General features: G+C 52.8%; 23 protein-coding genes, 2 tRNA genes and 1 pseudogene. 15 read left to right on the forward strand and 11 right to left on the reverse strand.

All coding sequences use genetic code 11. The features are described from left to right. Positions 1 to 267 precede the first annotated feature (267 nt). Positions 268 to 995 (reverse strand): annotated as a pseudogene (locus tag VRZ32_RS07340) (IS5 family transposase); the annotation flags it as partial. Between the two features lie 207 nt (positions 996 to 1,202). On the opposite strand from VRZ32_RS07340, the gene VRZ32_RS07345 reads away from it, so the two are divergent. After that, positions 1,203 to 1,583 carry a PLDc N-terminal domain-containing protein gene (locus VRZ32_RS07345; RefSeq protein ID WP_414525099.1) on the forward strand — a complete coding sequence of 127 codons (381 nt, stop codon included), beginning with the start codon at positions 1,203 to 1,205 and terminating at the stop codon, positions 1,581 to 1,583. 386 nt (positions 1,584 to 1,969) lie between these two features. Here VRZ32_RS07345 and VRZ32_RS07350 read toward each other — a convergent pair. From VRZ32_RS07350 to metX, 3 genes are all read right to left on the reverse strand, one after another. Next, a tRNA-Arg gene (locus VRZ32_RS07350) sits at positions 1,970 to 2,046 on the reverse strand. 128 nt (positions 2,047 to 2,174) lie between these two features. Next, positions 2,175 to 2,873, reverse strand: coding sequence for a methionine biosynthesis protein MetW (metW, locus tag VRZ32_RS07355; protein WP_414525100.1), 699 nt, complete (start codon positions 2,871 to 2,873; stop codon positions 2,175 to 2,177). A gap of 3 nt (positions 2,874 to 2,876) precedes the next feature. Next, the gene (metX, locus tag VRZ32_RS07360) at positions 2,877 to 4,055 is read right to left on the reverse strand and encodes a homoserine O-acetyltransferase MetX (RefSeq protein ID WP_414525101.1); all 1,179 of its coding nucleotides are present in this window, start codon (positions 4,053 to 4,055) and stop codon (positions 2,877 to 2,879) included. Between the two features lie 280 nt (positions 4,056 to 4,335). Here metX and VRZ32_RS07365 point away from each other — a divergent pair, with 280 nt between their 5' ends. From VRZ32_RS07365 to VRZ32_RS07375, 3 genes are all read left to right on the forward strand, one after another. Next, a complete protein-coding gene (locus VRZ32_RS07365; protein ID WP_414525102.1) occupies positions 4,336 to 5,184 on the forward strand; it encodes a chorismate mutase in 849 nt (282 codons plus the stop codon). A gap of 115 nt (positions 5,185 to 5,299) precedes the next feature. Further along, a complete protein-coding gene (gene hisC / locus VRZ32_RS07370) occupies positions 5,300 to 6,418 on the forward strand; it encodes a histidinol-phosphate transaminase (protein WP_414525103.1) in 1,119 nt (372 codons plus the stop codon). Beyond that, positions 6,411 to 7,349, forward strand: coding sequence for a prephenate/arogenate dehydrogenase family protein (locus VRZ32_RS07375; RefSeq protein WP_414525104.1), 939 nt, complete (start codon positions 6,411 to 6,413; stop codon positions 7,347 to 7,349). Before hisC ends, VRZ32_RS07375 begins: the two co-directional genes overlap by 8 nt. A 403-nt stretch (positions 7,350 to 7,752) precedes the next feature. Here the strand turns inward: VRZ32_RS07375 and VRZ32_RS07380 are convergent, their stop codons facing one another. The 6 genes from VRZ32_RS07380 to hemB form a co-directional block, all read right to left on the reverse strand. Next, the gene (locus VRZ32_RS07380; RefSeq protein ID WP_414525105.1) at positions 7,753 to 8,850 is read right to left on the reverse strand and encodes a DUF2125 domain-containing protein; all 1,098 of its coding nucleotides are present in this window, start codon (positions 8,848 to 8,850) and stop codon (positions 7,753 to 7,755) included. A 123-nt stretch (positions 8,851 to 8,973) separates the two neighbouring features. Continuing rightward, the gene (locus tag VRZ32_RS07385; RefSeq protein ID WP_414525106.1) at positions 8,974 to 9,717 is read right to left on the reverse strand and encodes a lysophospholipid acyltransferase family protein; all 744 of its coding nucleotides are present in this window, start codon (positions 9,715 to 9,717) and stop codon (positions 8,974 to 8,976) included. Positions 9,718 to 9,864: 147 nt separating this feature from the next. Next, positions 9,865 to 10,470 carry a YdcF family protein gene (locus tag VRZ32_RS07390; RefSeq protein ID WP_414525107.1) on the reverse strand — a complete coding sequence of 202 codons (606 nt, stop codon included), beginning with the start codon at positions 10,468 to 10,470 and terminating at the stop codon, positions 9,865 to 9,867. A 79-nt stretch (positions 10,471 to 10,549) separates the two neighbouring features. Beyond that, complete coding sequence (locus VRZ32_RS07395; RefSeq protein WP_414525108.1) at positions 10,550 to 11,533, reverse strand: cell division protein FtsX; 984 nt, start codon at positions 11,531 to 11,533, stop codon at positions 10,550 to 10,552. 12 nt (positions 11,534 to 11,545) lie between these two features. After that, complete coding sequence (gene ftsE / locus VRZ32_RS07400) at positions 11,546 to 12,205, reverse strand: cell division ATP-binding protein FtsE (protein WP_414525109.1); 660 nt, start codon at positions 12,203 to 12,205, stop codon at positions 11,546 to 11,548. Positions 12,206 to 12,413: 208 nt separating this feature from the next. Continuing rightward, positions 12,414 to 13,472, reverse strand: coding sequence for a porphobilinogen synthase (gene hemB, locus VRZ32_RS07405; RefSeq protein ID WP_414525110.1), 1,059 nt, complete (start codon positions 13,470 to 13,472; stop codon positions 12,414 to 12,416). A gap of 238 nt (positions 13,473 to 13,710) precedes the next feature. Between hemB and VRZ32_RS07410 the strand changes: the two genes are divergently transcribed. The 11 genes from VRZ32_RS07410 (at position 13,711) to VRZ32_RS07460 (ending at position 24,519) form a co-directional block, all read left to right on the forward strand. Beyond that, positions 13,711 to 14,193 (forward strand): DUF6163 family protein, encoded by a 483-nt coding sequence (locus VRZ32_RS07410; protein WP_414525111.1) that lies wholly within the window; start codon positions 13,711 to 13,713, stop codon positions 14,191 to 14,193. A 184-nt stretch (positions 14,194 to 14,377) separates the two neighbouring features. Then, positions 14,378 to 15,646 (forward strand): L,D-transpeptidase family protein, encoded by a 1,269-nt coding sequence (locus VRZ32_RS07415; RefSeq protein WP_414525112.1) that lies wholly within the window; start codon positions 14,378 to 14,380, stop codon positions 15,644 to 15,646. A gap of 289 nt (positions 15,647 to 15,935) precedes the next feature. Beyond that, positions 15,936 to 17,243, forward strand: coding sequence for a serine hydroxymethyltransferase (gene glyA, locus VRZ32_RS07420; RefSeq protein ID WP_414525113.1), 1,308 nt, complete (start codon positions 15,936 to 15,938; stop codon positions 17,241 to 17,243). Positions 17,244 to 17,255: 12 nt separating this feature from the next. Next, entirely contained in the window at positions 17,256 to 17,795 is a 540-nt protein-coding gene (gene nrdR, locus VRZ32_RS07425) for a transcriptional regulator NrdR (protein ID WP_414525114.1), read from the forward strand. Next, complete coding sequence (gene ribD, locus VRZ32_RS07430) at positions 17,779 to 18,933, forward strand: bifunctional diaminohydroxyphosphoribosylaminopyrimidine deaminase/5-amino-6-(5-phosphoribosylamino)uracil reductase RibD (protein WP_414525115.1); 1,155 nt, start codon at positions 17,779 to 17,781, stop codon at positions 18,931 to 18,933. The genes nrdR and ribD overlap by 17 nt, the downstream gene beginning before the upstream one ends. Beyond that, positions 18,933 to 19,574, forward strand: a complete 642-nt coding sequence (locus tag VRZ32_RS07435) for a riboflavin synthase (RefSeq protein ID WP_414525116.1) — start codon at positions 18,933 to 18,935, stop codon at positions 19,572 to 19,574. Before ribD ends, VRZ32_RS07435 begins: the two co-directional genes overlap by 1 nt. Positions 19,575 to 19,619: 45 nt before the next feature. Next, positions 19,620 to 20,108 (forward strand): 6,7-dimethyl-8-ribityllumazine synthase, encoded by a 489-nt coding sequence (gene ribH / locus VRZ32_RS07440; protein ID WP_414525117.1) that lies wholly within the window; start codon positions 19,620 to 19,622, stop codon positions 20,106 to 20,108. After that, on the forward strand, positions 20,108 to 20,572 hold the full coding sequence (gene nusB, locus VRZ32_RS07445) for a transcription antitermination factor NusB (protein WP_414525118.1): 465 nt from the start codon (positions 20,108 to 20,110) through the stop codon (positions 20,570 to 20,572). The genes ribH and nusB overlap by 1 nt, the downstream gene beginning before the upstream one ends. A 9-nt stretch (positions 20,573 to 20,581) precedes the next feature. After that, entirely contained in the window at positions 20,582 to 21,616 is a 1,035-nt protein-coding gene (gene thiL / locus VRZ32_RS07450) for a thiamine-phosphate kinase (RefSeq protein ID WP_414525119.1), read from the forward strand. Between the two features lie 478 nt (positions 21,617 to 22,094). Next, entirely contained in the window at positions 22,095 to 24,218 is a 2,124-nt protein-coding gene (locus VRZ32_RS07455; protein ID WP_414525120.1) for a sodium-translocating pyrophosphatase, read from the forward strand. A 225-nt stretch (positions 24,219 to 24,443) separates the two neighbouring features. Further along, a tRNA-Lys gene (locus VRZ32_RS07460) sits at positions 24,444 to 24,519 on the forward strand. Positions 24,520 to 24,599: 80 nt separating this feature from the next. Here VRZ32_RS07460 and VRZ32_RS07465 read toward each other — a convergent pair. After that, on the reverse strand, positions 24,600 to 25,850 hold the full coding sequence (locus tag VRZ32_RS07465; RefSeq protein ID WP_414525121.1) for a hypothetical protein: 1,251 nt from the start codon (positions 25,848 to 25,850) through the stop codon (positions 24,600 to 24,602). Between the last annotated feature and the right edge of the window lie 344 nt (positions 25,851 to 26,194).

The following is a 26,194-nucleotide window of genomic DNA, read 5'->3' on the forward strand; positions in this document are numbered from 1 at the left end:
TTTCAAAAAACAAATACATCACACACCATAAACATTTTTCAATCTTATATTATTATTTTACTTCAACATCCAATTAAATCAGCAGAAATAACATTAAATCGCATCTTATTATTACATGTATTTTATTTAAATTAATAAAATCCGCAGACAAATAACACACGTGAAGTGGCAACATTAAATCATAAAAAATCAAGCTCTTTCTGAACGCAAGAATATGGGGGCAATTATATAAAAATCACGCATCACTCTGAAATTTAGGCTGAGGATTCAAATTAAGTAATACGAGAATAAGATAGCGATTGTTACGGCGTTGAGGAACGATTGAGCTGATTTGTCATATCGTGTAGCGATGCGGCGCCAGTTTTTGAGTTTGGCAAAGCATGCCTCCACCCTCCATCTTTTTTTATAAAGCTCTGTATCAATTGTATTTTTGACTTTTGCATTTTTTCGGTCTGGCACACAATATGTGATGTTTGCGGCTTCAACGCAGGCGCGGATGTCTTTGGAAACATAGCCTGTATCCGCCAGTATCTGGCGTAAATTTGGATGATTGCAGGCGTTGATCAGCAGCGGGGCGAGGCAAACATCGTGAATGTTGCCACCCGTGATCAACCATGCGACGGGTTTGCCGCGCCCGTTACAGGCCAGGTGGATTTTACTCGTCCAACCGCCGCAAGATCGACCTGTGGCAGGACATCCTTTTTTTGGGCGCCAAGAGCCGAACGCTGTACCCGTATCGTGGTCGAATCTATCATAAGTGTCTCATCTTGCGCGTCTTTTTCGGATAAAGCCTGAAAAATACGCGTCCAGACGCCCTGAGCGTTCCAGCGTTGATAGCGCGTGTAAAGTGTTTTGTGTGGTCCGTAAATCGCCGGAGCCTGCCGCCACATCACACCCGACTGAAGAACATAAACAATCCCCGATACGACCCGCCGATCATTTACACGCCGCCGTCCCCGCTTCACCTTCGGCAACAAATCCTGCAATTTGGACCAGGCAATGTCATTGATATAAAAAGGATATCCACCCATCAGAAACCTCAAAATTAAAGCGATGATGGGAGTGAATCAAAACACTTATAAATATTCGTTAATTTGAAGGCTTAACCTAATAAGATATTCATGCTCAAGCTACCTATTTAAAGGCAGGCGGTTAATCCAGCTGGATTAACTATGCCAACTTCAAACATTTGGGAGTGTGTAATGCTTTTCGAGGGTGGCTTTAACTTTTCCAATTTCATCGTCCAGATTATGGCGATTTTTGTCTTCATCCTTTGGTTCTGGTTGCTCATCACAGTATTCGGCGATCTGTTCCGTCGACAAGATATCTCGGGATGGGGGAAAGTGTTTTGGGTGATCGGTCTGATCATTTTTCCATATCTTGGCATTTTTATTTACCTCCTCACACAGGGCAATGGCATGGCCGAACGTGCAGAAGCTCGCGCCAAGCATATGCGCGAAGAATTACGTCACACAATTGGCTTCAGCGTGGCCGACGAACTTGAGAAGCTTGATCGCCTAAAGGCAGCTGGCTCCATTACCGCGGAAGAGTACAGCAAGCTTCGCGCACGCGTAGTTCAATAAGGCGACTATAGAGGTAAATGAAAGCGTCCCGACCAGCTCGGGACGCTTTTTATTCGTCACTGCAATGGAGGCAATACTTTATGGTGCTTTACTGAAGCACCTGCAGGGCATTGAATAGCTGTTTGCGAAAAACTGGTATCGTTCTTCTTCCGAATTCTCCGTTTCACCCTTATCGGCCCGGTAAAAGCATACCTTCATCGGCATATCTGCGCGGCTATAGCTCACCTTATGTTCCGCTCAAAACTGGATAGCTAAAGGTCACCCTGGCCATTTTCTTCATGCCCCTGAGATAGCGCAAAGGCGCACGTCCAAAGCCGAGCAACATAATTATGCGGACAGAAGAGAGATTGGGATTGAGGGAAAAACGGCCAACTCATTGAAATGATTGGCGCACCCGACACGATTCGAACGTGTGACCTCTGCCTTCGGAGGGCAGCGCTCTATCCAGCTGAGCTACGGGTGCCTTGCTCCGGCGCATGCCAGAGCAACATAGATGATGCGATTACCTTATTTCAGCCTCGCACGCTATCCTTTTCTGTCCCTGTCCACACCTTGAAGCTGCTAATGAGGGGTTTTTGTTTGCCAACCTGCTCATGAGCGCTCTATCTCCCCACCAACGCTTATGGCAACTGCTGCTCCATCGAAGTCCGTAAGCTGTTTGCGATGAAGCAGGAATACAGCTTGAGAGCCAAACAGGTTCCAGAACCACCACGGTGCCTTAACACCCACAGGCCGGCCGCCAGCACTTAAGGCTGTCGCACGCTCAATCCCTGCACCAAGAGATTGACATAATTCGACAAAATCCCTGATCGTACAAAAATGGATATTGGGCGTATCGTACCATGTATCCGGCAGGTTTTTTGTTACCGGCATGGTTCCCTGCAATGCTAAATGAGCGCGCACGCGCCAGTAGCCGAAGTTGGGCAATGATACAATCGCTCTTCGTCCAATTCTGAGCATATGCTCAAGCACCACACGTGGTTGACGCGTTGCCTGTATTGTCTGCGACAGGATCACGTAATCGAAACAATCATCCGGATAGTCTGCAAGATCGGTATCGGCATCTCCTTGAATGACCGATAACCCTCGCGCAACACAGCGGCTGACGCCATCATGCGAAAGCTCAATCCCACGCCCGTCAACATTACGTTCATGTACAAGCAGTTCAAGCAGCGCCCCATCCGCACAACCCACATCGAGCACCCTTGATCCAGGTGACACCATACGGGCCACAAGGAGATGATCCTGACGGGCGCCATTTAGCTCAAAATGCGGGGAGTGGCTGCGCATCACTTAAATACCTCGCGTCCGTGCCGCTGCACGCAGGAAACCACCTGTTGTTGCAATCAGCTCAGGTTCGTCGAGTAGAAAAGCGTCATGCCCTTTGTCACTCTGGATTTCCACAAAACTTACTGATGCGCCTGACGCATTAAGCGCATGCACAATGGCACGCGAATTACTGGTCGGAAAAAGCCAATCTGACGAAAATGAGATAATGCAAAAACGCGTTTTCGAACCGCGGAATGCATTGGCTAGAATGCCACCATGACTGCCCGCAAGGTCAAAATAATCCATCGCGCGCGTTACATAAAGATAACTATTAGCATCAAAGCGTTCGACAAACGCTTCGCCCTGATGGCGCAGGTAGCTCTCAACCTGAAAATCAGCATCAAAGGTGAAAGTTGGTGCAGCACGGTCCTGCAATCGTCGACCAAATTTTCGATGCAATGCAGATTCAGACAGATACGTTATGTGGGCACCCATTCGGGCAACCGCGAGACCTTGCGCGGGACGCGTTCCAGCTTCCAGATAACGCCCGGCACGCCACTCAGGATCCGCCATAATAGCTTGCCGTCCAACTTCGCTGAAAGCGATGTTCTGGGCCGAGTGGATTGGCGCGGTCGCAATCGGCATTGCAGCATAAACGCGCTCGGGGAAGCTTGCAGCCCATTCAAGCACCTGCATCCCCCCCATGGAACCACCTGCGACGCAAAACAGCGTATCAATACCAAGATAATCAACCAGCATGGCCTGCGCGCGCACCATGTCGCGGATGGTTACCAGCGGAAAGCTGAGGCTCCACGGTTGTCCGGTTTCCGGATTGATAGATGCCGGCCCGGTACTGCCTAGACAGCCACCGACAACGTTTGAGCAGATGACAAAATAACGATCCGTGTCTATGGGCCTGCCTGGCCCTATCATCGTACTCCACCAGCCCGGCTTGCCTGTTACCGGATGCACATTGGCCGCATGCTGATCACCCGTTAATGCATGACATATCAGCACCGCATTAGAACGCTGCTCGTTGAGTGTGCCGTATGTCTGATATGCAATCTGCAAAGGTGAAAGCGCTATACCGCTATCAAGAACAAGCGGCTGCTCAGGTCCGAAATTTGCCACGAGACTATCAGGCGATTCAACCTGTGAAACCGAGGCGAGAGGCGAGGCTGAGGAAAAGGGGGCACCCGTCATCTATGCTTCAATGTCCAAACCAAAGAGGGAGGTAATGTAGTGACAACAGCAAGTTTGATGCCGCTTTTGAAGGATCATCACACCGTCCGCAACCGATTACAATTAAGCGGCTTCTGTTCGTTATTCAGAACATGTTCGACAGATTGACACCGCTGTCAAGGGGCGAGGCATGGCCAGATCTGGAGAAAAACGATAACATCTGTCTTTGCATATCGGCAAAGGGCGCTTACAACATCAAGCTTCCGCCGGTGTCGCGGATCTCTGGGATATGGATTCGGTAATGAGCGCTCCAGCGACGATTGAGAAGAATAATGCCACTCAGTTGGCGCAACTGCGCGAGGAAATCGATCGGATCGATGCTGAAATGCATCGTCTGCTCATTGAGCGTAGCGAGATCGTCAACGCACTTATATCCGTGAAGGGCACACAATCGTCAGGGCAAGCATTTCGCCCAGGCCGTGAGGCCGACATGATGCGTCGCCTTGCAGGCAGACATCACGGCATTTTACCGCTCGATACAGCTGAAAACATCTGGCGTATTATCATCTCAACCTTCACCTATGTGCAGGCGCCCTTTAGTGTGCACGCGGATATATCCGCGGGAGATGGGCCAATGCGCGATTCAGCACGGTTCCATTTTGGTTTCACCGTTCCCTATGCTCCTCATACCGGGGCAGCGGCGGTGATTGCGGCAGTAGCAAAGTCAAAGGGCGATCTGGGCATTTTCCGACCCGACCAGAATACAGCTGTTAACCCGTGGTGGGAGGCTCTGCGCGATCGGAATGCTCCCAAGATCATTGCGCGATTGCCGTTCATCGAACGCCCTGGGCATCCAGCCGGAACACCCCTATTTGTCGTATCCAAACCGCTTGAAGATGCAGCCGTGCGCGAGATTGTGCTCATTGCTGTAAAAGTTGAACGATGGCGTGAGGATACTGAAAAGACACTTACGGCTATTGGTGCGGAAATTACAGGATCTGCCGGAGTTGAAGGCGGATTGTCGCTGCTTGTGGCAATCGAAGGAGAAGCGGGGCTCGATGCCATCACCACGGTACTGGCGCAAGCGCGTGTGGGGCGCATCGAGGCTGCGGAAGTGGGTAGCCATGCACGACGTTTTGTCATTCCCTAAAGATTTTCTTGCTCTGAGAGCTCGCTTGCCCTGAAGCTTAGCTTGCAAAAAACTGTTTTCTGCTAAACATGCGGCAATGATTGCCGTCGTGTCTATCTGTTGGAGTTTTGCTGTCATGAGTGGTTTGCCAGCCCGCCCTGTGCCCAAAGCCGGCGTTCTAGCGATTGATCCTTATGTACCCGGTCGCAGCTCCGTAACCGGCGTGGCGAAGGTTCATAAACTATCCTCAAACGAAACACCGCTTGGCCCCAGCCCAACAGCTATCCGCGCGGCGCAGGAAGTTCTTACGGGACATGTTGAAGCTTATCCGGATGGTAGCGCGACCCGTTTACGCAATGCCATCGGGCATCGTTTTGGCCTTGACCCCGCACGCATTGTTTGTGGTGCGGGCTCCGATGACATACTGCACCTGTTGGCACAGGCTTATCTTGGACCGGGCGATGAGGGCATTCTGACGGAACACGGCTTTCTCGTTTACAAAATCGCCATTCTGGCGGCTGGTGCCACGCCCGTCATCGTGCCAGAGAAAAACTATACCACTGACGTTGATGCCATCCTCGCAAGCGTTACTCCGCGCACAAAGATTGTGTATATCGCCAACCCGAATAACCCTACAGGTACTTATCTACCATTTAATGAAGTGAAACGGCTGCATGCCGGTCTAGCTTCAAATGTGCTGCTCGTGCTCGATGGCGCTTATGCTGAATATGCACGTGCCAACGATTTTTCGGCCGGCATTGAACTTGTATCGGAAAACGAAAACGTTGTGATGACACGCACATTCTCCAAGATCTACGGCCTTGCAGCCTTACGGCTTGGATGGTGCTACGCGCCTGAAGGGGTTGCCGATGCGCTTAATCGCATTCGCGGGCCATTCAACGTAAACGGACCGGCGAGCGCTGCGGGTATCGCATCGTTGGCAGATGAAGCACACTTGGCTGCTGCCATCGCCCATAATAACCAGTGGTTGACTTGGTTGACTGAAGGCTTGCGCGGATTGGGTCTTGAAGTCACACCAAGCGCGGCGAATTTTCTGCTGGTGCACTTTCCGCAAGGTGAGGGGCGGGATGCACGCGCGGCTGATGCCTTTCTCGCAGCACGCGGGATCATTGTACGCGCGGTTAGTGCATATGGCTTTCCGAACGCCCTGCGTATCACCGTAGGCTCGGAAGAAGCGAACCGATTGCTGCTTGCAGCATTGAGCGAATTTCAGGGACAGAAGAGCAATGGCTGAAGGCTTGAAGCGGCGCGAAACACCGCTGGTTGATCGTTTGGTGGTCATCGGACCGGGGCTTATCGGCTCATCCATTTTGCGCGCAGCGCGCGCAACCGGATTGGCGCACACGCTTGTCACCACAGATGCCCACTCAGGCGTTCGCGAACGCGCGCGAGAACTTTCCCTAGCGGATGAAGTACCTGACACATCGGCAGAGGCAGTGGCTGGCGCCGATATAGTGATCCTCTGTGTGCCCGTGGGGGCAATCGCATCTGTTGTTGCAGAGATTGCGGATCATTTAAAACCCGGTGCGATTGTTTCGGATGTTGGCTCTGTCAAAGGCTGTGTCGTCGAGAAAGCCGGTCCATTACTTCCCAAGAGTGTGCATCTTGTCCCCGCCCATCCAGTTGCTGGCACGGAATATTCAGGTCCGGATTCCGGATTCGCAACTCTCTTCGTCAACCGCTGGTCTATCATCACACCTCCTGAAGGAGCTGATGCAGAAGCCATCGCAAAAATTGCCGCGCTATGGGAAACGATTGGCGCAAACGTCGAATTCATGAGTGCGCATCATCATGACCGCGTGCTTGCTATCACCAGTCACGTGCCGCATCTCATCGCCTATAACATCGTAGGTACGGCTGCGGACCTTGAGGAAATAACGCAATCGGAAGTGATCAAGTTTTCCGCTGGTGGTTTTCGCGACTTTACACGCATCGCCTCATCAGATCCCACGATGTGGCGCGATGTGTTTCTCAACAATAAGGATGCAGTGCTTGAAATGCTGGGGCGCTTCAATGAAGATATCGCCGCCCTGGCGCGCGCTATCCGGTGGAGCGACGGCGATGCGCTATTCGAGCTCTTCACTCGCACCCGCGCCATTCGCCGTAATATCATTGAATTAGGCCAGGAAACAGCTGAGCCCGACTTTGGTCGCAAAAAGGGCTGAGACGGTGGTTGGTTTGTGGAGCGTTCAGATACTTAAACGATATGCATTGAACATTACGATCCGAACAATACACAAGCCACCGTCATGTATCGAATGTCGTGCCGAAGAAGGCTCGATGACCTACATGAACTGGAAACAAAACGCCTCGTATTCATGGAAGAGGTATGGACAGCCACCAACATGACGCCCGGTCATGGCCACCGCGCCAAGATGAGCGCTCGCTAACCGGTAATGCTGGATAGCCTGCATTAGTTTCAAGCCTCATCAATGCAGGCACTTATATCCGCGCTCCGGCCGACGAGGTCATGACCATAGTCGAGCCACAAGCGGCATTGGCGCGCAAACCCATTGAGGCGGCTTGCGCGACACTGCTCTTTCTTCCGCTCTACATCTCATCCCGGCTTTAGTAGAGGGGCGCTACCCGGCTTACTCCAAATGGTCCTACAAACACTTGGCCATCGCGGATCGTAATGGGGGGAAGGGGGGTGAGACCAGGAATGGCGTTTTCTGCCTGCGCATTACGGCCACCTAGAATGGCAAGACCGTTCGCGATTGCATTGCTTCTGCCGCCTAGACCAAAGCGCGTCAACAAATCTTCCAAACCGGTCACAGATGCCTCGATACGGCCTTGCGGACGGCGGAAATCATCAATGGAAAGTTGTCCGCGCGCCTGCAACCTTTGAGGGCCTTTAGTAAGGCTCAACTCATCAATTTCAAAAACACCGCCTGCCAAACGCCACCGTTCAAACTCCACAGAAGGCGCTTTGGCAGTAAAGGGCGCCGCTTCCGTGATTGCTCCCTTAAAGGCAATAGTCGCCGCATCCTGCGTACCGAGCGCAACATCCAGAGCTGGCAATTGCGCATCGCTCAACGTAAAGGCAACATCATAGACGTGATCATCAGAAGGGCGCTCAGGATCAATGCGCAGATGCCATTCCCACGCCTTGGCTTGCATGACGGGTGTGCGATCACCATTCAAGCCAGCAACAATCGACGGTTGAGTGACCACAATAGCAAAACGATCCAGCCGATTGCCTGAAAATATAGCGCTGGCATCAAACGACTGCCAATCCATAGTAATACGCTCACCACCTTCCTGATCGGCAACGAGCGGGCCTTGTGCTTCGACCACAACATGGTTTGGCTTGTAGACTTGGGCAACAGCGAGAAAATGCGCCAGTGTTCCCGTCACGGTTCCAGCAGGCGTTGTGCCTGAGAAGCGCAAGTCAGTGCAACGCACCTCAAAGCGAAACGGAAAACCTGCGACGGTGCGGTCAGGGCATGACCATTGACGCTGCTGCTCGGCTTCCTGTGCCAACCAGATGGTAATGGCATCGTGCACGCGCGCACGCGCAACAAACCAGAATGCAGACCATCCCACCAACAATACCACCAGAAACGCGACCGGAAGGAAGAGGCCAAGTCGGCTTACCCGCTGCACTGCATCCGATGGCAACACCTCGGGCGCAGGGGGCGGGTTGGTAGTGTTGTTTTCGCTCACTGTTTAATCTCCAGAAATACGCTGCACCTTTAAGCTTCGCAAAACCATCGGCGCAAAATTCGACTATTTAAGGGTAGGTCTTACAAGATCGCCCCCCAAAGGGGTACTATGCAGTTTGGTGCGTTAAGCCTCATTGCGGACGTTAGCATAAGTCGGATCAGCATTTTCCAGCAGCCGATTGGATTCGGTCTCAATACGACGTTGAAGTTCCAGAAGCACCTGCTTACGTGGCAAACCTACAGGCAAAGGAGGCAGGACGCTGATGACAACAGTGCCCGGGCGCCTTAAGAAACTCTGCCGTGCCCAGAAAAGTCCCGAATTCACGGCCACTGGCAAGCAGGGCACATTCATGCTGTCATAAAGGAAGGAAACCCCGGTCTTGTATTCAGGAGGGGCGCCCGGAGCACGGCGCGTGCCTTCCGGAAAAATGATGACCTGATAGCCTTCCTGCACCTTCTGTCGCGCCATACGCGCCATACCTGCAAGGGCAGCCTTACCCGCTGATCTATCAACCGGGATCATCCCAATCCGTCGCAAGAACCAGCCAAACAACGGTAGTTTTGTAAGCTCCTGTTTTAGAACGAACACAGGGCGTTCAAACAAGGTCAGCAAAGCGAAGGTTTCCAGTGACGATTGATGCTTGGCAGCAACAAGTAAACCACCCTGCGGAATGTTCTCAAGCCCCCGCCATTCAACTTTCAGGCCAACCACAACTCTAAGCAGCCACAGGCTCGTGCGCGCCCAAGACTTTGCCATGGGAAACAGAAACCGCGGGGGGCCAGCAAGCAAAGGCAAGCAGATAATCAGCCATGCTGCAAGGTTGCCATAAAACAGGACGGCAAACACAAGAGAGCGAAAAAATAACATCACAAAGAAGCTCACCGCAGTTCAGAGGATACCGAGGACGTTGATCGGATTTGGAAAGCTAAATAAAAAGCAGCACTCACTTTTTATTTTGAGGCTCCAGGATATACTGAGATTCACGTTAAGCGAGACATGAAAATCAGTGCATTGCTATGATAGAGGTTTTCGGCCACCAAAAAGTACAGCAAAAGGCGAATGCTCAGGGTCGGCCTCAATCGATGTGCGGGTCAGTGCTGCAACATACTTGATGTACTCCCATACCAGAAAGCGCATCGCCTCACCATCATTCAACCAACGTGTGCCATCAGGTTGTCCTGCAATCACTGGGTAGGGCATAAGCGTTACTTCCGGCAAGGCATGCTGAAGCTCAAGCAGCGTTCTCGGCAAATGATAAGTTGAAGTTACAACAAGCAACGAACGAAAATTATTGCTTTCAACCCAACGTCGCGTTTCAATCGCGTTCCCAACCGTATTAAGTGCGCGGTAATCCAGATCAACACAGCAACCCGCTATAACCGGATGCGTAACAGCAATTTCCTGCCGTGTGGTTGCCTCGTTCACACCCGTTATAAGCATGCGTTTCGCACGCCCTTCAGCCAACAAAACTGCAGCATCAGCGATACGTTGCGCACCACCAGTAAGCACCACAATGCCATCAGCTTTTGCTTGATTATCAACGACATAAGATTCAAGCGTGCGCACAAACACGAAGAATCCCACTCCTAACAGGACTCCGAGGAAGATGATAGTCATCATCAAGCCGCGCAACATAACGCGCATCAACCTTGACCCTCTGCTCTCATGCTGTCTCTTTGCATTATTAAATACATGCCAATTACTGCAGACGTATCAGATGACGGCGTACCGTAACCCCTGACACAACCGCCGTCACTAATGCAACAATTGCCGCAACGCCAAACATTGATGCATAACCTTCCCAGCCCATAACAAATGCACCGAAAAGCGCTTGCAGCTGCTCACCTCCAGGACTTGCGCGCCACCAGGACGATAACAAGCCAGCCCCTGCAATAAACAGCACTGCTGCCACACTACCAATCAACCCACCCCGCAAGCCCATACGGAAAAATCGCATCTGGTACTCACGTGCGATAAATTTGTCGTCCGCACCCACAAAATGCAAGACGTCCAGAATCTCACGATCACCCGCAACAGCACCGCGCGTAGTCGTGGCAATGGCAAGTGCGGCTGCCGTCAGCACAAGCCCCACAATAATGATAGCAACCAGCACCACAGTGCCCGCCATCGCAGATAAGCGCTCAATCCAGTTGCGATGATCATCAAGTGTTGCGCCGGGCACACTGTCTGCCAGTTGCTGACGCAACTCACCCAGATCAACTGTCATCGTTTCGCTACCCTCGCGCAGTGCAAGCACGATAATGCGAGGCACAGGCAGTTCAGCAAAATCAACGCCCTGACCAAGCCATGGCTCTAGCAAACGTTCGGCATCAGCGCGTGACAGGATATCGACGCCCGCAATCGAGGGGTATACCTGCGCAATCTCAGCCGCCTGCGCCAGATCCTTCGCCATGTCGCGGCGTGGATCGGGCTTGATCTGGATGGTGGCCTCGCGTGCAATTGTATCAGTCCAGTTTTGCGACGCTGTGGCCACGAGCTGGGCAGTACCTGCAGCAAGCGCTGCCAGAAATGTCAAGATAGCTACAACAGTTACCAATGCCCGCCCAGACGTGGAATCGGGCGGCACCAGAGGCTGGTTGCGCATCAGGTTTTCTGGCAAGCCGTCATCCGCATGCGCGTGTTCCGAAGTGGGATTGGCGTGGTTATCGGCGATGTCGCTCACTTCCAACTCCGTTCAGTCAAAAACATGCAACCGACCGTCGCCCAGCACGAAGCGGCGAGCGTCGACGAGGTCCATCAATGTCAGATCATGGGTTGCAATCACGACCGACGTGCCAAGCCGGTTAAGCTCCACGAACAGACGCAGCAAACGCCGCGCCAAAGCGGGATCAACGTTACCCGTTGGCTCATCCGCCAGCAGCAATTCAGGACGTGAAATCAATGCACGGGCAATGGCAGCACGCTGCTTCTCACCGCCCGAAAGGACAGGAGGGAGCACATGCATCCGCTCGCCCAGTCCAACCCAACGCAGCAACTCAACCACTTCAGATCGGTATTGCGACTCTTCCTTTCCTTGCACACGCAGAGGAAGGGCCACATTCTCAAAAGTTGTGAGATGATCGAGCAGGCGGAAATCCTGAAATACAATGCCCATGCGCCGACGCATCGCAGTGAGATCCTCACCGGTGATGGTCGATACATCCTGCCCGAACAATGATACAAGCCCACGGGTAGGCTTGAGCGATAGCAGGATCATCCGCAGAAGCGTTGTCTTGCCCGCGCCCGAGGGACCGGTAAGAAACTGAAAGGATCGCGGCTCGATGGAAAACGTCAGATCCCTTAGGATCTCCGGTCCCATGCCATAACGCAGGCCGACATTCTCAAAACGGACCAAAAGCCCCTTCTCCCGATACTGGCGTTATACGCGCTTCACGCAAACGCACGAATGTACAGAAGCCAGCCTTAGCACGCTTCGGTAAAGCAAGATCAAATGTTGTCATCAGTTTGAAGCGGGTAATCCACATGCGATCGGCCTTACAGCTGCCAATCGCATGTTTTTAGGCTCAATTGCATAAAAAAGAGGCTTCGACTGCACCTGTTTTTTATGCTCGCGCCTGACGCAGCCGCTCCGCCACACGCGGCGCAAAATAGCTCAGAACGCCATCGGCGCCCGCACGTTTGAATGCAATCAGGCTTTCCATCATTGCTTTATCGCCATCAATCCAGCCCTGACGTGCTGCTCCTTCGATCATGGCGTATTCACCCGACACCTGATATGCGAACGTGGGCACGCGGAAATTTTCCTTCACGCGGTAAACAACATCAAGATAAGGCATGCCCGGCTTGACCATGACCATGTCAGCGCCTTCTTCCAGATCAAGCGCCACCTCCCGCAAGGCCTCATCACCATTGGCAGGATCCATCTGGTAGGTACGCTTATCGCCTTTAAGAGTCGTGTTGGAACCAACAGCGTCACGGAACGGACCATAAAAAGCCGATGCATATTTCGCCGCATAGGCCATGATCTGCACATCGTGAAAACCTTCACGATCAAGCGCCGCGCGAATTGCAGCTACGCGACCATCCATCATGTCTGAGGGAGCAATGACATCAGCGCCCGCAGCTGCCTGATTGATAGCTTGCTCAACAAGAGCAGCGACTGATTCGTCGTTCAACACGACGCCATCTCGTACCAATCCATCATGGCCGTGACTGGTGTAGGGATCGAGCGCGACATCCGTAATGATGCCAATCTCCGGCACGGCTGCCTTGATCGCCCGTGTCGCGCGGCAAATCAAATTGCGGCTGTTGTGCGCTTCACTGCCCGTCTCATCACGCAATGCAGGATCAGTATTAGGAAACAATGCGATTGCCGGAATATCGAGCGCAGCAGCCTTTTCGGCTTCGCGTACGGCATTTTCAACGGTGCGGCGAATAACGCCAGGCATTGCATTAACTTCAACATCATGAACACCATCGACAACAAATAGCGGCCAGATGAGATCATTCGCCGTGAGCTCGACCTCACGTACGAGGCGGCGCGACCAGTCAGCCCGACGGTTTCGGCGCGGACGCTTGGTCAAATTCAGACCAGAAAAAGATGCACTGTCTGTATGAACATCCTTGCGGCGCTCAAATGGAGTGATGACGCGACTGACCATTGCTCTTGAATCCTGTCGGTGGCACCGTCCATTTCATTCATGCGGTGCATTAGCGAATTCCATAGCACATAGGAATGGTTCAAAAAAAGATGGATAAGTCGTCGCAGGAGCATAAAAACGGGCCGACAGTCTTTAAAACCCTATCATGTAAGGTGAACAAAGATTGACGACCCCGTCAGCCACCATTCATGGTGCGCGGCGATGGATCATCAAGCGCTAAAGAAAACCGGGGAAGACATTGGCTATTGAACCGATTACACGACCTGTCTCAACCCGCGATGGTATTGGCGAGCAACAGCATCGCGATCGCGCACAGCATGGGCACTCCATGGAAGATATTGCACCCGGTCCATTCAGATGGGATGTGGCACTGGTATGGTTTATGCGCCTTCTAGCTATAGCCTGGATGGCCAAGGGGCTTGCTTATTGGGCGGTAATGCTTGGTTTCATGCCCCAAACAGCGCTTTTTGAAACGCAAACACTTCAATGGCAATCGGCGATTGTATTTTTTTCGGTCATTGATCTCGTGGCAGCAATCGGTCTCTGGCTCACCAGCACCTGGGGCGGGGTGATATGGGTTTTGGCTGCCATGAGCTACTTTCTCATAGCGCTTATGGTACCTCACGCAGTTGTGAGCGGCTTTCTGGTGCTCACTGCACTCGCGATTTTGGTCATCACTTACTTCGTACTCTCTTGGCGCGCCTCACGAATTGAAGCTTGATGCGCCCTCATGGAAGATTCTGACCGCATGATAAAGAATTATCGGCACTCATGGTTGCTTAACTTCATTGAGCTATAGTGCCCAAGTCCATGCTACCATACAGCATGAGCAGCAGCAGGGGCTCCTCGTAGAGGAATAACCCGCTGTTATTTATGCCAAACCGCCAGACGACGGGGTTCTGTCCGTGAGATTTCGTATCGTTACTCTACCTGCAGCCATCACAGGCGGCATTGTGCTGGCCGCTTCTGTTTTTTCTGCTCCCGCTCTCAGCCAGCAATTGTTGGGGCAAGCAGAGTGGCAACAGAATTATGATTCAGCCCAGCGCAACCAAACAACACGCGCCAATACACCCACGCTATCACCGGATGCAGTTACCGCGACAGAGCAGGCAATTATCCAGTATAGTACAATCGTCAATCAAGGCGGCTGGGGGCAGGTGAGCAAAGAACGCCTTCGGCTTGGCTCACGTGGGCCGGCCGTTGAAGCACTGCGTCAGCGCCTTGTGGCATCAGGCGATCTTGATGCATCAGCAGTCCATGGCGATATTTTTGATTCCTACGTTGAAGCAGGCCTGCGCCGCGCTCAAAGCCGATACGGCCTCAGCACAACCGGAGTGCTGAATGCAGGCACAGTAGCTGCCCTTAATGTTCCAGCCGATATACGCTTGCGCCAGCTTGAGGTTAACCTCGTCAGGCTGCGCTCCTATTCTGGCAACATCGGCAATAAATACGTAATCGTGAATATACCTGCCGCAGTGGTGGAGACGGTATCGAATAACCGCGTTGTCACACGCCATGCAGCAGGTGTCGGCAAGGTTGATCGCCAATCACCGATTTTCAATTCCAAAGTCACAGAGATCAACTTCAATCCATTCTGGACAGTGCCGGCCTCCATCATCCGCAAGGACCTGATCCCCAAGATGCGCAAGGATCCGACCTACCTCACGGATAACAAAATTCGGATATTCAACCAGCAAGGCGAAGAGCTGCAGCCAAGCCAGGTGGACTGGAACACCTATGAAGCCACGCGCTACCGCTTCCGGCAGGATCCAGGTGCTGATCTGAACTCGATGGGATTTGTGCGGATCAATATTCCCAATCAGTACGGCGTTTATATGCATGACACGCCTGCCAAGGGTATCTTCGGTGATGATTTCCGCTTCGTTTCATCGGGATGCGTGCGATTGCAGAATGTGCGCGATTACATCACCTTCCTGCTGGAAGACACGCCGGGCTGGGATAGAAACCAGATTCAGGCAGCCATTGACTCCGGCGATCGCATAGATGCGCCCATCAGCAATCCGGTGCCAGTTTACTGGACCTATATTACCGCATGGGCCACACCTGACGGTCAGGTGCAGTTCCGCTCCGATATCTATAACCGCGATGGTCTTGGCCTTGGTGGGCAGATTGCAGCACTGGAAGCGAGCGATTCCGAGGCTTCTGAGTACTAGTAACCTTATCTCTCCCCAACGCCGCGGGCAGTTCGACATAAAAGCCATGGTGCTTGATTGCGCCATGGCTTTTATTCTTCGCATACGCTGATGGACTAAATGTCACAATCATTTGGCAATGGTTGGCGGTATGATGGGCACGTGTTAGGTTCGCTTCGATTCGAAACAGGAGTCTATGCATGCAGCGTCCATCACAGGCGCGGAAGTGACTGATGCACTCTTGCTTCGACCGTGTTATCCCGTCTACCGATGAAATGGGGAACATCTCTCCCCGATGCGGAGCATGTCCATGAGCGCGAACCAAAACACTATCCAATACAGCCTTTCCAATAGCTTCTTTTCCGCCCCGCTTGCAGAAGCAGACCCGGAAATAGCGCGCGCCATTGACCTGGAGCTCGGTCGCCAGCGTGATGAGATCGAGCTGATCGCCTCGGAAAACATTGTTTCGCGCGCAGTGATTGAAGCGCAAGGCTCTGTACTCACCAATAAATACGCTGAAGGATATCCGGGGCGCCGCTACTATGGCGGCTGCCAGTTCGTCGATATCGCGGAAAATCTGGCGATTGAACGTGCCAAAAAGCTGTTCAATGTCAACTTCGCCAATGTGCAGCCTAATTCTGGATCGCAAGCCAATCAGGCAGTGTTTTTTGCACTGATGCAGCCGGGCGATACTTTCCTTGGCCTTGACCTCGCTGCAGGCGGCCATTTGACGCACGGTGCACCGCCCAATATGTCGGGCAAGTGGTTCAAGCCGGTATCATACACAGTGAAGGAAGATGACCATCGCATCGATTATGATGCCGTTGCGCGCCTTGCGGAAGAGCATAAGCCCAAGGTTATTATTGCAGGTGGCTCGGCTTATTCACGTCATTGGGATTTCGCCCGCTTCCGGGAAATCGCGGATTCTGTCGGGGCATATTTCTTTGTCGATATGGCGCATTTTGCAGGTCTTGTGGCGGGCGGCGCGCATCCTTCGCCATTCCCGCACGCCCATGTCGCCACCACCACAACGCATAAAACGCTTCGCGGTCCCCGTGGCGGCCTGATCCTCACCAACGATGAAGCGTTGGCGAAGAAGATCAATTCTGCAATCTTCCCCGGTCTACAAGGCGGCCCACTGATGCACGTGATTGCCGCCAAGGCAGTGGCATTCGGCGAAGCATTGCAGCCAGAGTTCAAGGTTTACGCGCGCGCTGTCGTAGAAAACGCCCAGGTGCTGGCACAGACCATCAAAGATGGCGGCTACTCCATCGTATCAGGTGGCACGGATAACCACCTCTTCCTCGTGGACCTGCGCGCAAAAAGCTTGAACGGCAAGGCAGCAGAAGCAGCTTTGGGGCGGGCGCACATCACCTGCAACAAGAATGGCGTGCCATTTGATACCGAAAAGCCCACGATCACCTCTGGCATACGCCTGGGTACACCTGCAGGCACCACACGAGGCTTTGGTGTGGCAGAGTTCGGTGAGATCGGTCGTCTTATCGTTACGGTTCTCGATGGTCTGGCTGCGAATGGCGAAGAAGGCAACAGTGCTGTCGAAGCCAAGGTGCGTGATCAGGTGCAGGCGCTAACCGCGCGTTTCCCCATTTATCCGTGATCGGTTCGGTTTATGCGTTGTCCTTATTGCGGAAGCCTTGAAACTCAAGTCAAGGATTCCCGCCCCGCTGAAGACCACGCCGCTATACGCCGGCGGCGTGTCTGTCCCGATTGCGGCGGTCGGTTCACAACATTCGAGCGAGTGCAGTTGCGTGAGTTGACCGTGGTCAAGCGCTCGGGCAAACGCATGCCATTTGAGCGGGATAAACTGGCACGCTCTGTGATGATCGCGCTGCGCAAGAGAGCGGTCGACAGCGAGCGGATTGATCGCATGATCAATGGTATCGTGCGCCAGCTGGAGCAAGCGGGTGAATCTGATGTAACCAGTGAGCAGATCGGCGAACTGGTGATGGAGGGACTGCGGTTGCTCGACAGCGTAGCATTCGTGCGCTTTGCGTCTGTTTATCGCGACTTCCGTGAGGCTCGCGACTTCGAGAATTTCGTCGGCGAGCTAGCCAGTTATAAACCAGAGCTTGCTGGAACCATTGAAGATGCAGACACTGGTTCAACTGACGTAACACAGGTAGACCCCGACGATGCGGGACGACAATGACCAGCAATCAACGCAGGATCGACGCTTCATGCGCCATGCATTGGCGCTGGGCTGGCGCCAGCAAGGGCTGACATCCCCCAATCCTGCCGTTGGAGCAATGATTGTGCGCCATACAGTTGCCGGGCATATGATTGTAGGGCGCGGCGCAACGCAAGCAGGAGGACGCCCGCATGGCGAACCAATTGCGATTACCATGGCAGGCGAGGCCGCACGCGGCGCAACACTTTATGTCACTCTAGAACCATGCTCCCATCATGGTAGGGCCGGTCCTTGCGCGGATGCTATCATTGCTGCTGGTATCGGACGGGTGGTTTCAAGCATCGAAGATCCCGATCCGCGCGTTGCCGGGCAGGGCCATGCACGACTGCGCGCCGCCGGTATCACCGTAGATGTGGGCACATTATCGACCGAGGCTCTTCGCGCACATCGTGGACACATCTTGCGTGTAACGAAAAACAGGCCGGCATTGACCCTCAAGCTCGCCCGCACTCAGGATGGCTTCGTCTCTGGCGTCGCTGGAGAACGCTTGCTCATTACAGGGGAGGCCGCCAATAATCAGGTTCACCTGATGCGTATGCATGCCGATGCGATAGCCGTGGGGCTTGGCACAGTGCTGGCTGATGATCCACTACTGACAGTGCGGTTACCAGGCCTATCAACACGCTCTCCCATCCGTGTTGTTTTTGACAGCCAGCTACGCCTCCCTCTGACCGCAAACCTGATTGCAACTGCAACCGAGATTCCAACATGGATCATCACAACGCATGCGGCCCCTGCGGATCGCGAGACAACGCTTATGCGTGCTGGTGTTGAGATAATCCGTGTGGCTGCATGTGAAGATGGACGGGTTTCACTGCATGAAGCCCTACAAGCACTTGCCCAGCGGGGCATAGCACGCGTATTTGCAGAAGGCGGACCAAAGCTTGCAGAAGCACTTGCTGCGACAGATCTCATTGACGACCTTGTGATACTGACAGGTGCTACATCTCTCCATACGGGCGATAACGCCAATGCTATTGGAATACGAGCTGTCGGACCAGTGCTGAATAATGCCCTTGCCAATCCAGAGATGTTCCGCACAGTTGAGAGCGGGCACTGGTCGGCCGATAAATTTGAGATATTTGAGAGGGTTTTCTGATGTTTACCGGCATTATTTCAGACATTGGTGAAATTGTCTCGATCGCGGCATTTCAGGGAACGTTACGACGCTTGCGGATTCATTCGCACTTCGATCCGGCTACTATACAGCTCGGCGCATCCATTGCATGCGGTGGCCCATGTCTGACAGTGGTAAACTTTGGTGCGCTTGAAGGTGGCGCCTGGTTTGAAGTGGATGCCGCAGCGGAAACCCTTGCGCTCACCACGCTGGGAGACTGGAAAGTCGGCACACCTGTGAACCTGGAACGGGCAATGAAAATCGGTGATGAGCTCGGCGGACATATTGTTACGGGCCATGTAGATGGCATTGCGGAATTGATTGCCCGTGATGAAATTACTGATCGCGAAGGCGCGTCATGGGGCGAAACCGCGCGCTTCACCCTGCGTGCGCCACGCGAAATCGCGGCTTTCATTGCAACAAAGGGATCTGTAACGCTCGATGGCACTTCATTAACGGTCAATCACGTAGAGGGCGATATCTTTTCCGTGCTGCTCATTCCACATACGCTGCAGATTACAACATGGGGCGATAGGCGAGCGGGTGATCGAATAAATATCGAAGTTGATTTGATGGCTCGCTACGCCGCACGGCTTGCGCAGGCGCGTGCAGCAGGTTACTGACAAGGTTGAATCATAAAGCGTGCGTGTTTTTAAGGAACCGTTGAAATGGCACAGTCAATCCGACTTACCGATGACGACTTTTCGGGCGTGTCAGGCGCGCGGGTCCTCATCGTAGAAGCACGGTATTACGCCGAAATTGCTGACGAATTGCTCAAGGGCACCAAAGCGGTGCTGGAAGCAGCCGGCGCAGAATACGACGTGATCACCGTTCCGGGCGCACTCGAAATTGCCCCAGCAATCGCAATTGCAATTGCAGAAGGGCTGGAAGTTGATGCCGTCGTGGCGCTTGGCACGGTCATTCGTGGCGAAACGAGCCATTATGATATTGTTGCAGGAGAAAGCTCACGCGCGCTAACTGATTTGTCGCTTGAATACCTGTTGCCAATCGGCAACGGCATTCTGACTGTTGAGAATGCTGAACAGGCGTGGGTGCGCGCACGTGTTTCAGAAGAAGATAAAGGCGGCTTCGCAGCACGCGCGGCGCTTAGTTTGGTCGGCGTAAGACGCCAGATCGCAAATGGGATCGAAGATTAATGTCTAAAGCGGAAAAGCGCAGTTCAGCGCGTCTGGCTGCTGTGCAGGCTCTCTATCAGATGGAGCTTAGCGGCTCTGGTGTTGTTGACGCAACGATCGAATTTGAGCGCTTCTGGAACGGTAAGGAAATCGAGGGGCTTAGCTTCAAACCCGTGGAAGAGACGTTCTTCCGCTCGATTATTGAAGGCGTGGTTCGTGAGCAGAAAACCGTTGACCGGCGCATAGATGAAGCGCTGGCAAAGGGGTGGCCGCTAAAGCGAATCGAAACGGTATTGCGTGCCATCTTGCGCGCAGCAGCGTTTGAGTTATTGTTTCGTAAAGACGTGCCGCCACGTGTAACGATCACAGAATATGTAGATGTGACGCGGGCATTCTACGACGAGGACGAACCGGGTCTTGTCAATGCTGTTCTAGATACGTTGGCGCGCAGTGATCGTGCAGAGGAATTAGCAGCCCGCAACTGAGAAAGTGCGATGACCGTAGCCTTGCTAAGCGAAGACGCGCTAATCAGCCAGCTATTCGCCCCCATCGCAGGTGAGGGGGCACTGGCATTGCGTGATGACGTGGCACTGCTTTCATCCCCACCAGGGTCTGAAATGGTGCTGACCGTTGATACAATAGTTGCTGACGTTCATTTCTTTCGCACAGATCCACCTGGCACCGTGGCCCGCAAAGCTTTGCGGGTCAATTTATCTGATCTGGCAGCAAAGGGCGCAGAACCGCTTGGATTTTTGCTCTCATTATCACTTCCGGTCGAGACGTCTCTTTCCTGGATAACAGCGTTTTCTGAAGGTCTTGGGGCGGATTCACGTGCTTTTTCCTGCCCTTTGCTTGGCGGCGATACAGTGCGCACGCAGGGGCCTCTCACAATTTCCATTACAGCCGTAGGTCGGGTGCCAGCAGGTTATTTGGTGCGTCGCACCGGCGCAAAACCAGGCGATATTCTTGCCGTAACAGGCACTATTGGCGATTCAACGCTTGGCCTGCAACTGCGACTTGAAGAGCAACAAGCATCCAATGGAGCCTCGTCAATTAACGGCGCAAAACCGCTTCTGTTACGGGATGAGCTGACCCCAGGCGAGCAAGCTTTCCTCGCGCAACGCTATCTTTTACCTGAACCCCGCAATGCAGTGGCCCATGCACTGCGCGAGCATGCTAATGGCGCGATGGATGTATCAGATGGCCTCATTGGTGATGCACGGAAATTTTTAAAGGCTTCCGGTGTCAGCGGCAGCATTGATCTTGAAAAGGTCCCCCTTTCAAGCGCCGTCAAAGCTGCAATTGATCTCGCGCCGGAGCTGATGACAGCTGCCGTTACAGGCGGCGATGATTATGAAATTCTCTGTACCGTACCAGCTGAGAGATTTGCGGCCTTTCAACGTCAATGTGAAAGCGTCAGCGTGCCGCTAACTGCTATTGGCACAATTGATACCGGCGACGCCCCCTTGATAACCCGCTTGAACGGTGCAGATTTTCCCATAGGGCATGGATCATTCTCACATTTCTAGAACGCATTTTGACTCCACGCTCTATGCATTCAGCTGTGGCTGAAGGTTCTTGAAGCGCGTGAAGAAGTTGTCCAATTTGCACAGCCAGCCCCAAACGACAGCGATAACATCGCTGCTGATAATGCCATTAATTTGCAAGTCGTTCATCGTATAAATTGGTTGCCAGAGCAACTAATGCGGGTAAAATTACATAGATTCTTGAATCGTCATTTCTTTAAAATGGAACAATTCTGCAATCAAAAAGCTTCCAAACAGGTACCAAGTATCAGTGTTATGCGCTGATTAAGTCTTAACGGTCGAAATACCTTACACTTCTGTTGCCGCTCTCAATATATCTCATCATAGGTAGAGTTCGCTCTTTTCTTCATCTACAGCAGTTCTAGCGTTCTTCAGAAATACGTCAAATAACAATGCCAAAGGTTCAATCCATCACTTTCAAGCGGGCTGAGCTCTTAAAATGGCAGAGGGAGGAAGAATAATGCTCGCGCTTTCCATTGTGATTGCAGCTGGTGCGCTTTCCATTATCTACGGTTTTATCACCGTGCGCGATGTTATGGAGGCCGATACCGGCACCCAGCGCATGCGTGACATTGCGGAGGCAATAAGGGAAGGGGCGCAGGCGTATTTGCGCCGCCAGTATTTGACCATTGCAGTGGTTGGCGTTGTGCTGTTTGCACTGCTTGCCTGGGGGCTTGGATGGACAGTGGCCAGCGGCTTTCTTGTGGGTGCAGTGCTATCAGGTGCAGCTGGTTTTATTGGCATGAACGTATCAGTGCGTGCGAATGTCCGTACCGCGCATGCTGCAACCAGCTCCTTGGGGGAGGGGCTGAACATCGCTTTCCGCTCTGGTGCAGTTACCGGTCTTCTGGTCGCGGGGCTGGCACTGCTTGGCGTTTCAGTCATGTTTGCGGTGCTTGTGCATGGTAAAGGATATGCGCCTGATAGCCGGATTGTCGTTGATACATTGGTTGCGCTGGGTTTCGGTGCCTCACTGATATCAATTTTTGCCCGTCTTGGCGGTGGTATATTTACGAAGGGCGCGGATGTCGGCGGCGATCTGGTGGGCAAGGTAGAAGCGGGAATTCCGGAAGACGACCCACGCAATCCAGCCACCATTGCTGACAACGTGGGCGATAATGTCGGCGATTGCGCCGGTATGGCCGCTGATCTCTTTGAGACATATGTAGTTTCAATTGTGGCAACCATGGTGCTTGCTATCGTGGCCTTTGGTGGCCAACCAATTCTCGAAAACGTGCTGCTTTATCCATTGGCCATTGGCGCTGCCTGCATCGTAACCTCGATTGCGGGAACGTATTTCGTCAAGCTCGGACCAACGGAATCAATTATGGGCGCGCTTTATCGCGGGTTCATTGCCACGGGTCTGCTATCGCTCATAGCAATTGCTCTTGTGACATGGCTGGTTTTTGGAAGCTTTGGCACCAGACTCACAACCGCTAGCGGCGAAAGCTTTTCGGCACTTGCATTGTTAGGCTGTGGAGTAGTGGGCCTAGCAGTTACCGCACTGATTGTGGTGATTACCGAGTACTACACCGGCACGCAATATCGCCCGGTGCACTCGATAGCCACCGCCTCACAAACCGGACACGGCACCAACGTCATCCAGGGACTTGCGGTATCGCTGGAATCGACGGCCTTACCTGCACTTGCAATCATTGCTGCTATTATAACAGCAAATGCATTGGCAGGCTTGTTTGGCATTGCGATTGCCGTCACTGCTATGCTGGCGCTATGTGGCTTCGTGGTAGCGCTCGATGCTTTCGGCCCGGTTACAGACAATGCAGGTGGTATTGCAGAAATGGCCGGCCTTCCTCCGCGCGTACGCGTAGCGACCGATGCCCTCGATGCAGTTGGCAATACAACGAAAGCAGTAACCAAGGGCTATGCCATCGGCTCAGCCGGACTTGGGGCATTGGTGCTTTTCGCCGCATATACCTCTGACTTGGCTTACTTTACGGCGCATCCAGAGCAATACCCATATTTTGCGGGCCTTAGAGTCGATTTCTCATTATCGAATCCATACGTTGTAGTTGGCCTGCTATTCGGTGGCTTGCTCCCGTTTGTGTTTGGTGGATTGGGCATGACAGCCGTAGGCCGCGCTGCCGGATCAGTTGTTGAGGAGGTGCGTCGACAATTCCGGGAGACCCCCGGCATCATGACAGGCGAAACCCGCCCGGATTATGGACGTGCAGTCGATCTACTCACAAAAGCGGCAATCCGGGAAATGGTAGTGCCATCTTTATTGCCAGTACTATCACCAATCGTGTGCTTCGGTGTCGTGCTGTTGGTCGCGAACCGTAGCGATGCCTTTGCTGCAGTAGGCGCCATGCTGCTTGGTGTGATTGTCACGGGCCTGTTCGTTGCAATCTCAATGACCTCTGGTGGCGGGGCATGGGATAATGCGAAGAAATTTATTGAGGAGGGCCACTACGGTGGCAAGGGCTCTGAAGCGCATAAAGCCGCTGTGACAGGCGATACAGTAGGCGACCCCTACAAAGACACAGCCGGCCCAGCTATCAACCCTATGATAAAGATCACCAATATCGTCGCATTGCTCTTGCTGGCGATTCTGGCCCACGGGTAAACGCAAACCAAATATGGTATTGTGCGCAGAGTTACACACAGGCTGCGCACAATATCCACAGGGGCAGGGAGCGAATAATGCTGATTTACCCTCAAAACCCCAGAAAATAAAAAAAATGCAAGCATGGAGCTAGACAGGCCAATATGGGTTTGCTAATCAGCACTCACACAAGACGCGGCCCGGTTGGGCTAGCACGAAGAAACGGTTTTCCGTTTTGATGTCGATGGGCGCATAGCTCAGTTGGTAGAGCAGCTGACTCTTAATCAGCGGGTCCTAGGTTCGAGCCCTAGTGCGCCCACCATCGATATCTTGTGTAATATCAACCGGTTAGGCCGGTAAGTGAAGGCGAGTTTGATCTTCATTCCGACACCGTAAAATGGTTTATTCCGACAAACTTCCATTTTTTGCTCTTCCTGCGCGACGTTTTATGGCTCCCGCTGCTACCTTTTTCATCGTCCTTTTCGAGTATCTTGGCAGGACTGCAAGCGTCTTGTGACGCGTAACAGCCCGGATTTCTTCTTCAGTTAAATCAGAATCGCTGGCCTCGGTTATGCCGCCATGCCTGAATGAGGTGAAGGACAATTCAGACCGAAGTTGTGCGGCAAGGATTATCTTCTTCACTGAATGCCGAACAAAATCGAGACCTCCACGCTCTGTAATCCACGGTAACCGGATTTTCCTGTTTCGGTCTGGCCAGTCACGCACAATCATCAGACCGCTGACACGCTCTGCCTTTATCCTGTCCAGGCGGTGCATCAGCTCCGGAAATAATGCCGCGCCTGTTTCGTCATAGAGGGGGATCCATGCCTCTTCACCGGTTTTGGGATGAACAACACGAACTGTATTCGGTCTTTCCTTTGGACGGTAATGTGCTGCCTCAAACGAGCCAAAAATATGCTCGCCACGTTGAGCCCATTCCCATGTGATCAAAGCGGCAGTGCCCAGGGAAGGAAAACCATCCTTGTCAGCCTGAGAGACAAACTTCATCAGCTCTTCGTAAGTAGCAGTTGGTGTTTCTTTCCTTGCTGTTGATTTGATTCCCATCTTTGTGAACGGGTTGGCATCAGGAACAATTGTGGAATGCAATCGATGGGCCACCTTCCATGCCCTTCTGCATGATCTCATGGCTGCAGCTGCATATGCGGGTCTCTCCCGGATTGTCCCATCATCCAGCTGAACGGTTTTGAGAGCCTCGTACATTCTGTCAGCGACACCCGGATCAATAGAGGTGACTGGCAGACGACCGAAGGTCGTGCCGTTTTTCAGGATATATTTGCTGACAAGGGCAAGGCCCTGATCGTAAGTCCTTTGTGTAGCGGGATCAATATCGCGGTATTGTCTGCTGGACTTGAATTCAGTTACCAGCCAATCAAAGGTGCCCTTTGGTGGAATGGCGCTTGGGACAAGATCTGAGGCGCCTGCAGTTCGCCAGCTGTCGAAAGCCTTAAGCAGAATTGTTTCAACGCGTTCTACGGCAGCCCTGTAATCCGTTCCTAACGCCTCTGCATGAACAGGACAGCCGTTTATGCGGGCCCGTGTTGGAGGTTCAAAGTAGTAACCCCATGCATTGGATTTCCGGTTCCATCGTCTGCGTGTATAGCTGGGTAGGGGTAAAACCGTTTTAGGTGGCATTATATTAGCGCTTTCACATCAAGATGATGTAATTCATTGTCATTAATGACCTCATGCCTTCTGGAGATATACCTCCGGCATATTTCATAAGCCCATACAGGTTCTCTCTTTTTTCCGATGAGACGTAATCCTGTGGGTGGTGGTACATCGCCTGAAGTGACGCCTTTGGCAAGTTGTCTGGTGTTTTCATAACCCATTGCAGCAGCAGCCATATCGGCAGGCAGTATCAGGGGCCATGAGCCGTTGGGAGGGAATCTGGCCGGCTTTGCCGAGATACAGGTCATTGTTGTTTCCGTGGCTATTATTGCGAGGCAAGTTTTTTGATTGTTGTCGTAGGCGTGAAT

The sequence above is a fragment of the Pseudochelatococcus sp. G4_1912 genome (assembly GCF_047501465.1).
GTDB lineage: Bacteria > Pseudomonadota > Alphaproteobacteria > Rhizobiales > Beijerinckiaceae > Pseudochelatococcus.

What these genes read in the sequence shown, in the direction of transcription:
- VRZ32_RS07345 (WP_414525099.1), top strand. Translation starts at nt 1,203, where the DNA reads ATGCTTTTCGAGGGTGGCTTTAACTTTTCCAATTTCATCGTCCAGATT.
- metW (WP_414525100.1), bottom strand. Translation starts at nt 2,873, where the DNA reads ATGCGCAGCCACTCCCCGCATTTTGAGCTAAATGGCGCCCGTCAGGAT.
- metX (WP_414525101.1), bottom strand. Translation starts at nt 4,055, where the DNA reads ATGACGGGTGCCCCCTTTTCCTCAGCCTCGCCTCTCGCCTCGGTTTCA.
- VRZ32_RS07365 (WP_414525102.1), top strand. Translation starts at nt 4,336, where the DNA reads ATGAGCGCTCCAGCGACGATTGAGAAGAATAATGCCACTCAGTTGGCG.
- hisC (WP_414525103.1), top strand. Translation starts at nt 5,300, where the DNA reads ATGAGTGGTTTGCCAGCCCGCCCTGTGCCCAAAGCCGGCGTTCTAGCG.
- VRZ32_RS07375 (WP_414525104.1), top strand. Translation starts at nt 6,411, where the DNA reads ATGGCTGAAGGCTTGAAGCGGCGCGAAACACCGCTGGTTGATCGTTTG.
- VRZ32_RS07385 (WP_414525106.1), bottom strand. Translation starts at nt 9,717, where the DNA reads ATGTTATTTTTTCGCTCTCTTGTGTTTGCCGTCCTGTTTTATGGCAAC.
- VRZ32_RS07390 (WP_414525107.1), bottom strand. Translation starts at nt 10,470, where the DNA reads ATGATGACTATCATCTTCCTCGGAGTCCTGTTAGGAGTGGGATTCTTC.
- hemB (WP_414525110.1), bottom strand. Translation starts at nt 13,472, where the DNA reads ATGGTCAGTCGCGTCATCACTCCATTTGAGCGCCGCAAGGATGTTCAT.
- glyA (WP_414525113.1), top strand. Translation starts at nt 15,936, where the DNA reads ATGAGCGCGAACCAAAACACTATCCAATACAGCCTTTCCAATAGCTTC.
- nrdR (WP_414525114.1), top strand. Translation starts at nt 17,256, where the DNA reads ATGCGTTGTCCTTATTGCGGAAGCCTTGAAACTCAAGTCAAGGATTCC.
- ribD (WP_414525115.1), top strand. Translation starts at nt 17,779, where the DNA reads ATGCGGGACGACAATGACCAGCAATCAACGCAGGATCGACGCTTCATG.
- VRZ32_RS07435 (WP_414525116.1), top strand. Translation starts at nt 18,933, where the DNA reads ATGTTTACCGGCATTATTTCAGACATTGGTGAAATTGTCTCGATCGCG.
- ribH (WP_414525117.1), top strand. Translation starts at nt 19,620, where the DNA reads ATGGCACAGTCAATCCGACTTACCGATGACGACTTTTCGGGCGTGTCA.
- nusB (WP_414525118.1), top strand. Translation starts at nt 20,108, where the DNA reads ATGTCTAAAGCGGAAAAGCGCAGTTCAGCGCGTCTGGCTGCTGTGCAG.
- thiL (WP_414525119.1), top strand. Translation starts at nt 20,582, where the DNA reads ATGACCGTAGCCTTGCTAAGCGAAGACGCGCTAATCAGCCAGCTATTC.
- VRZ32_RS07455 (WP_414525120.1), top strand. Translation starts at nt 22,095, where the DNA reads ATGCTCGCGCTTTCCATTGTGATTGCAGCTGGTGCGCTTTCCATTATC.
- VRZ32_RS07465 (WP_414525121.1), bottom strand. Translation starts at nt 25,850, where the DNA reads ATGCCACCTAAAACGGTTTTACCCCTACCCAGCTATACACGCAGACGA.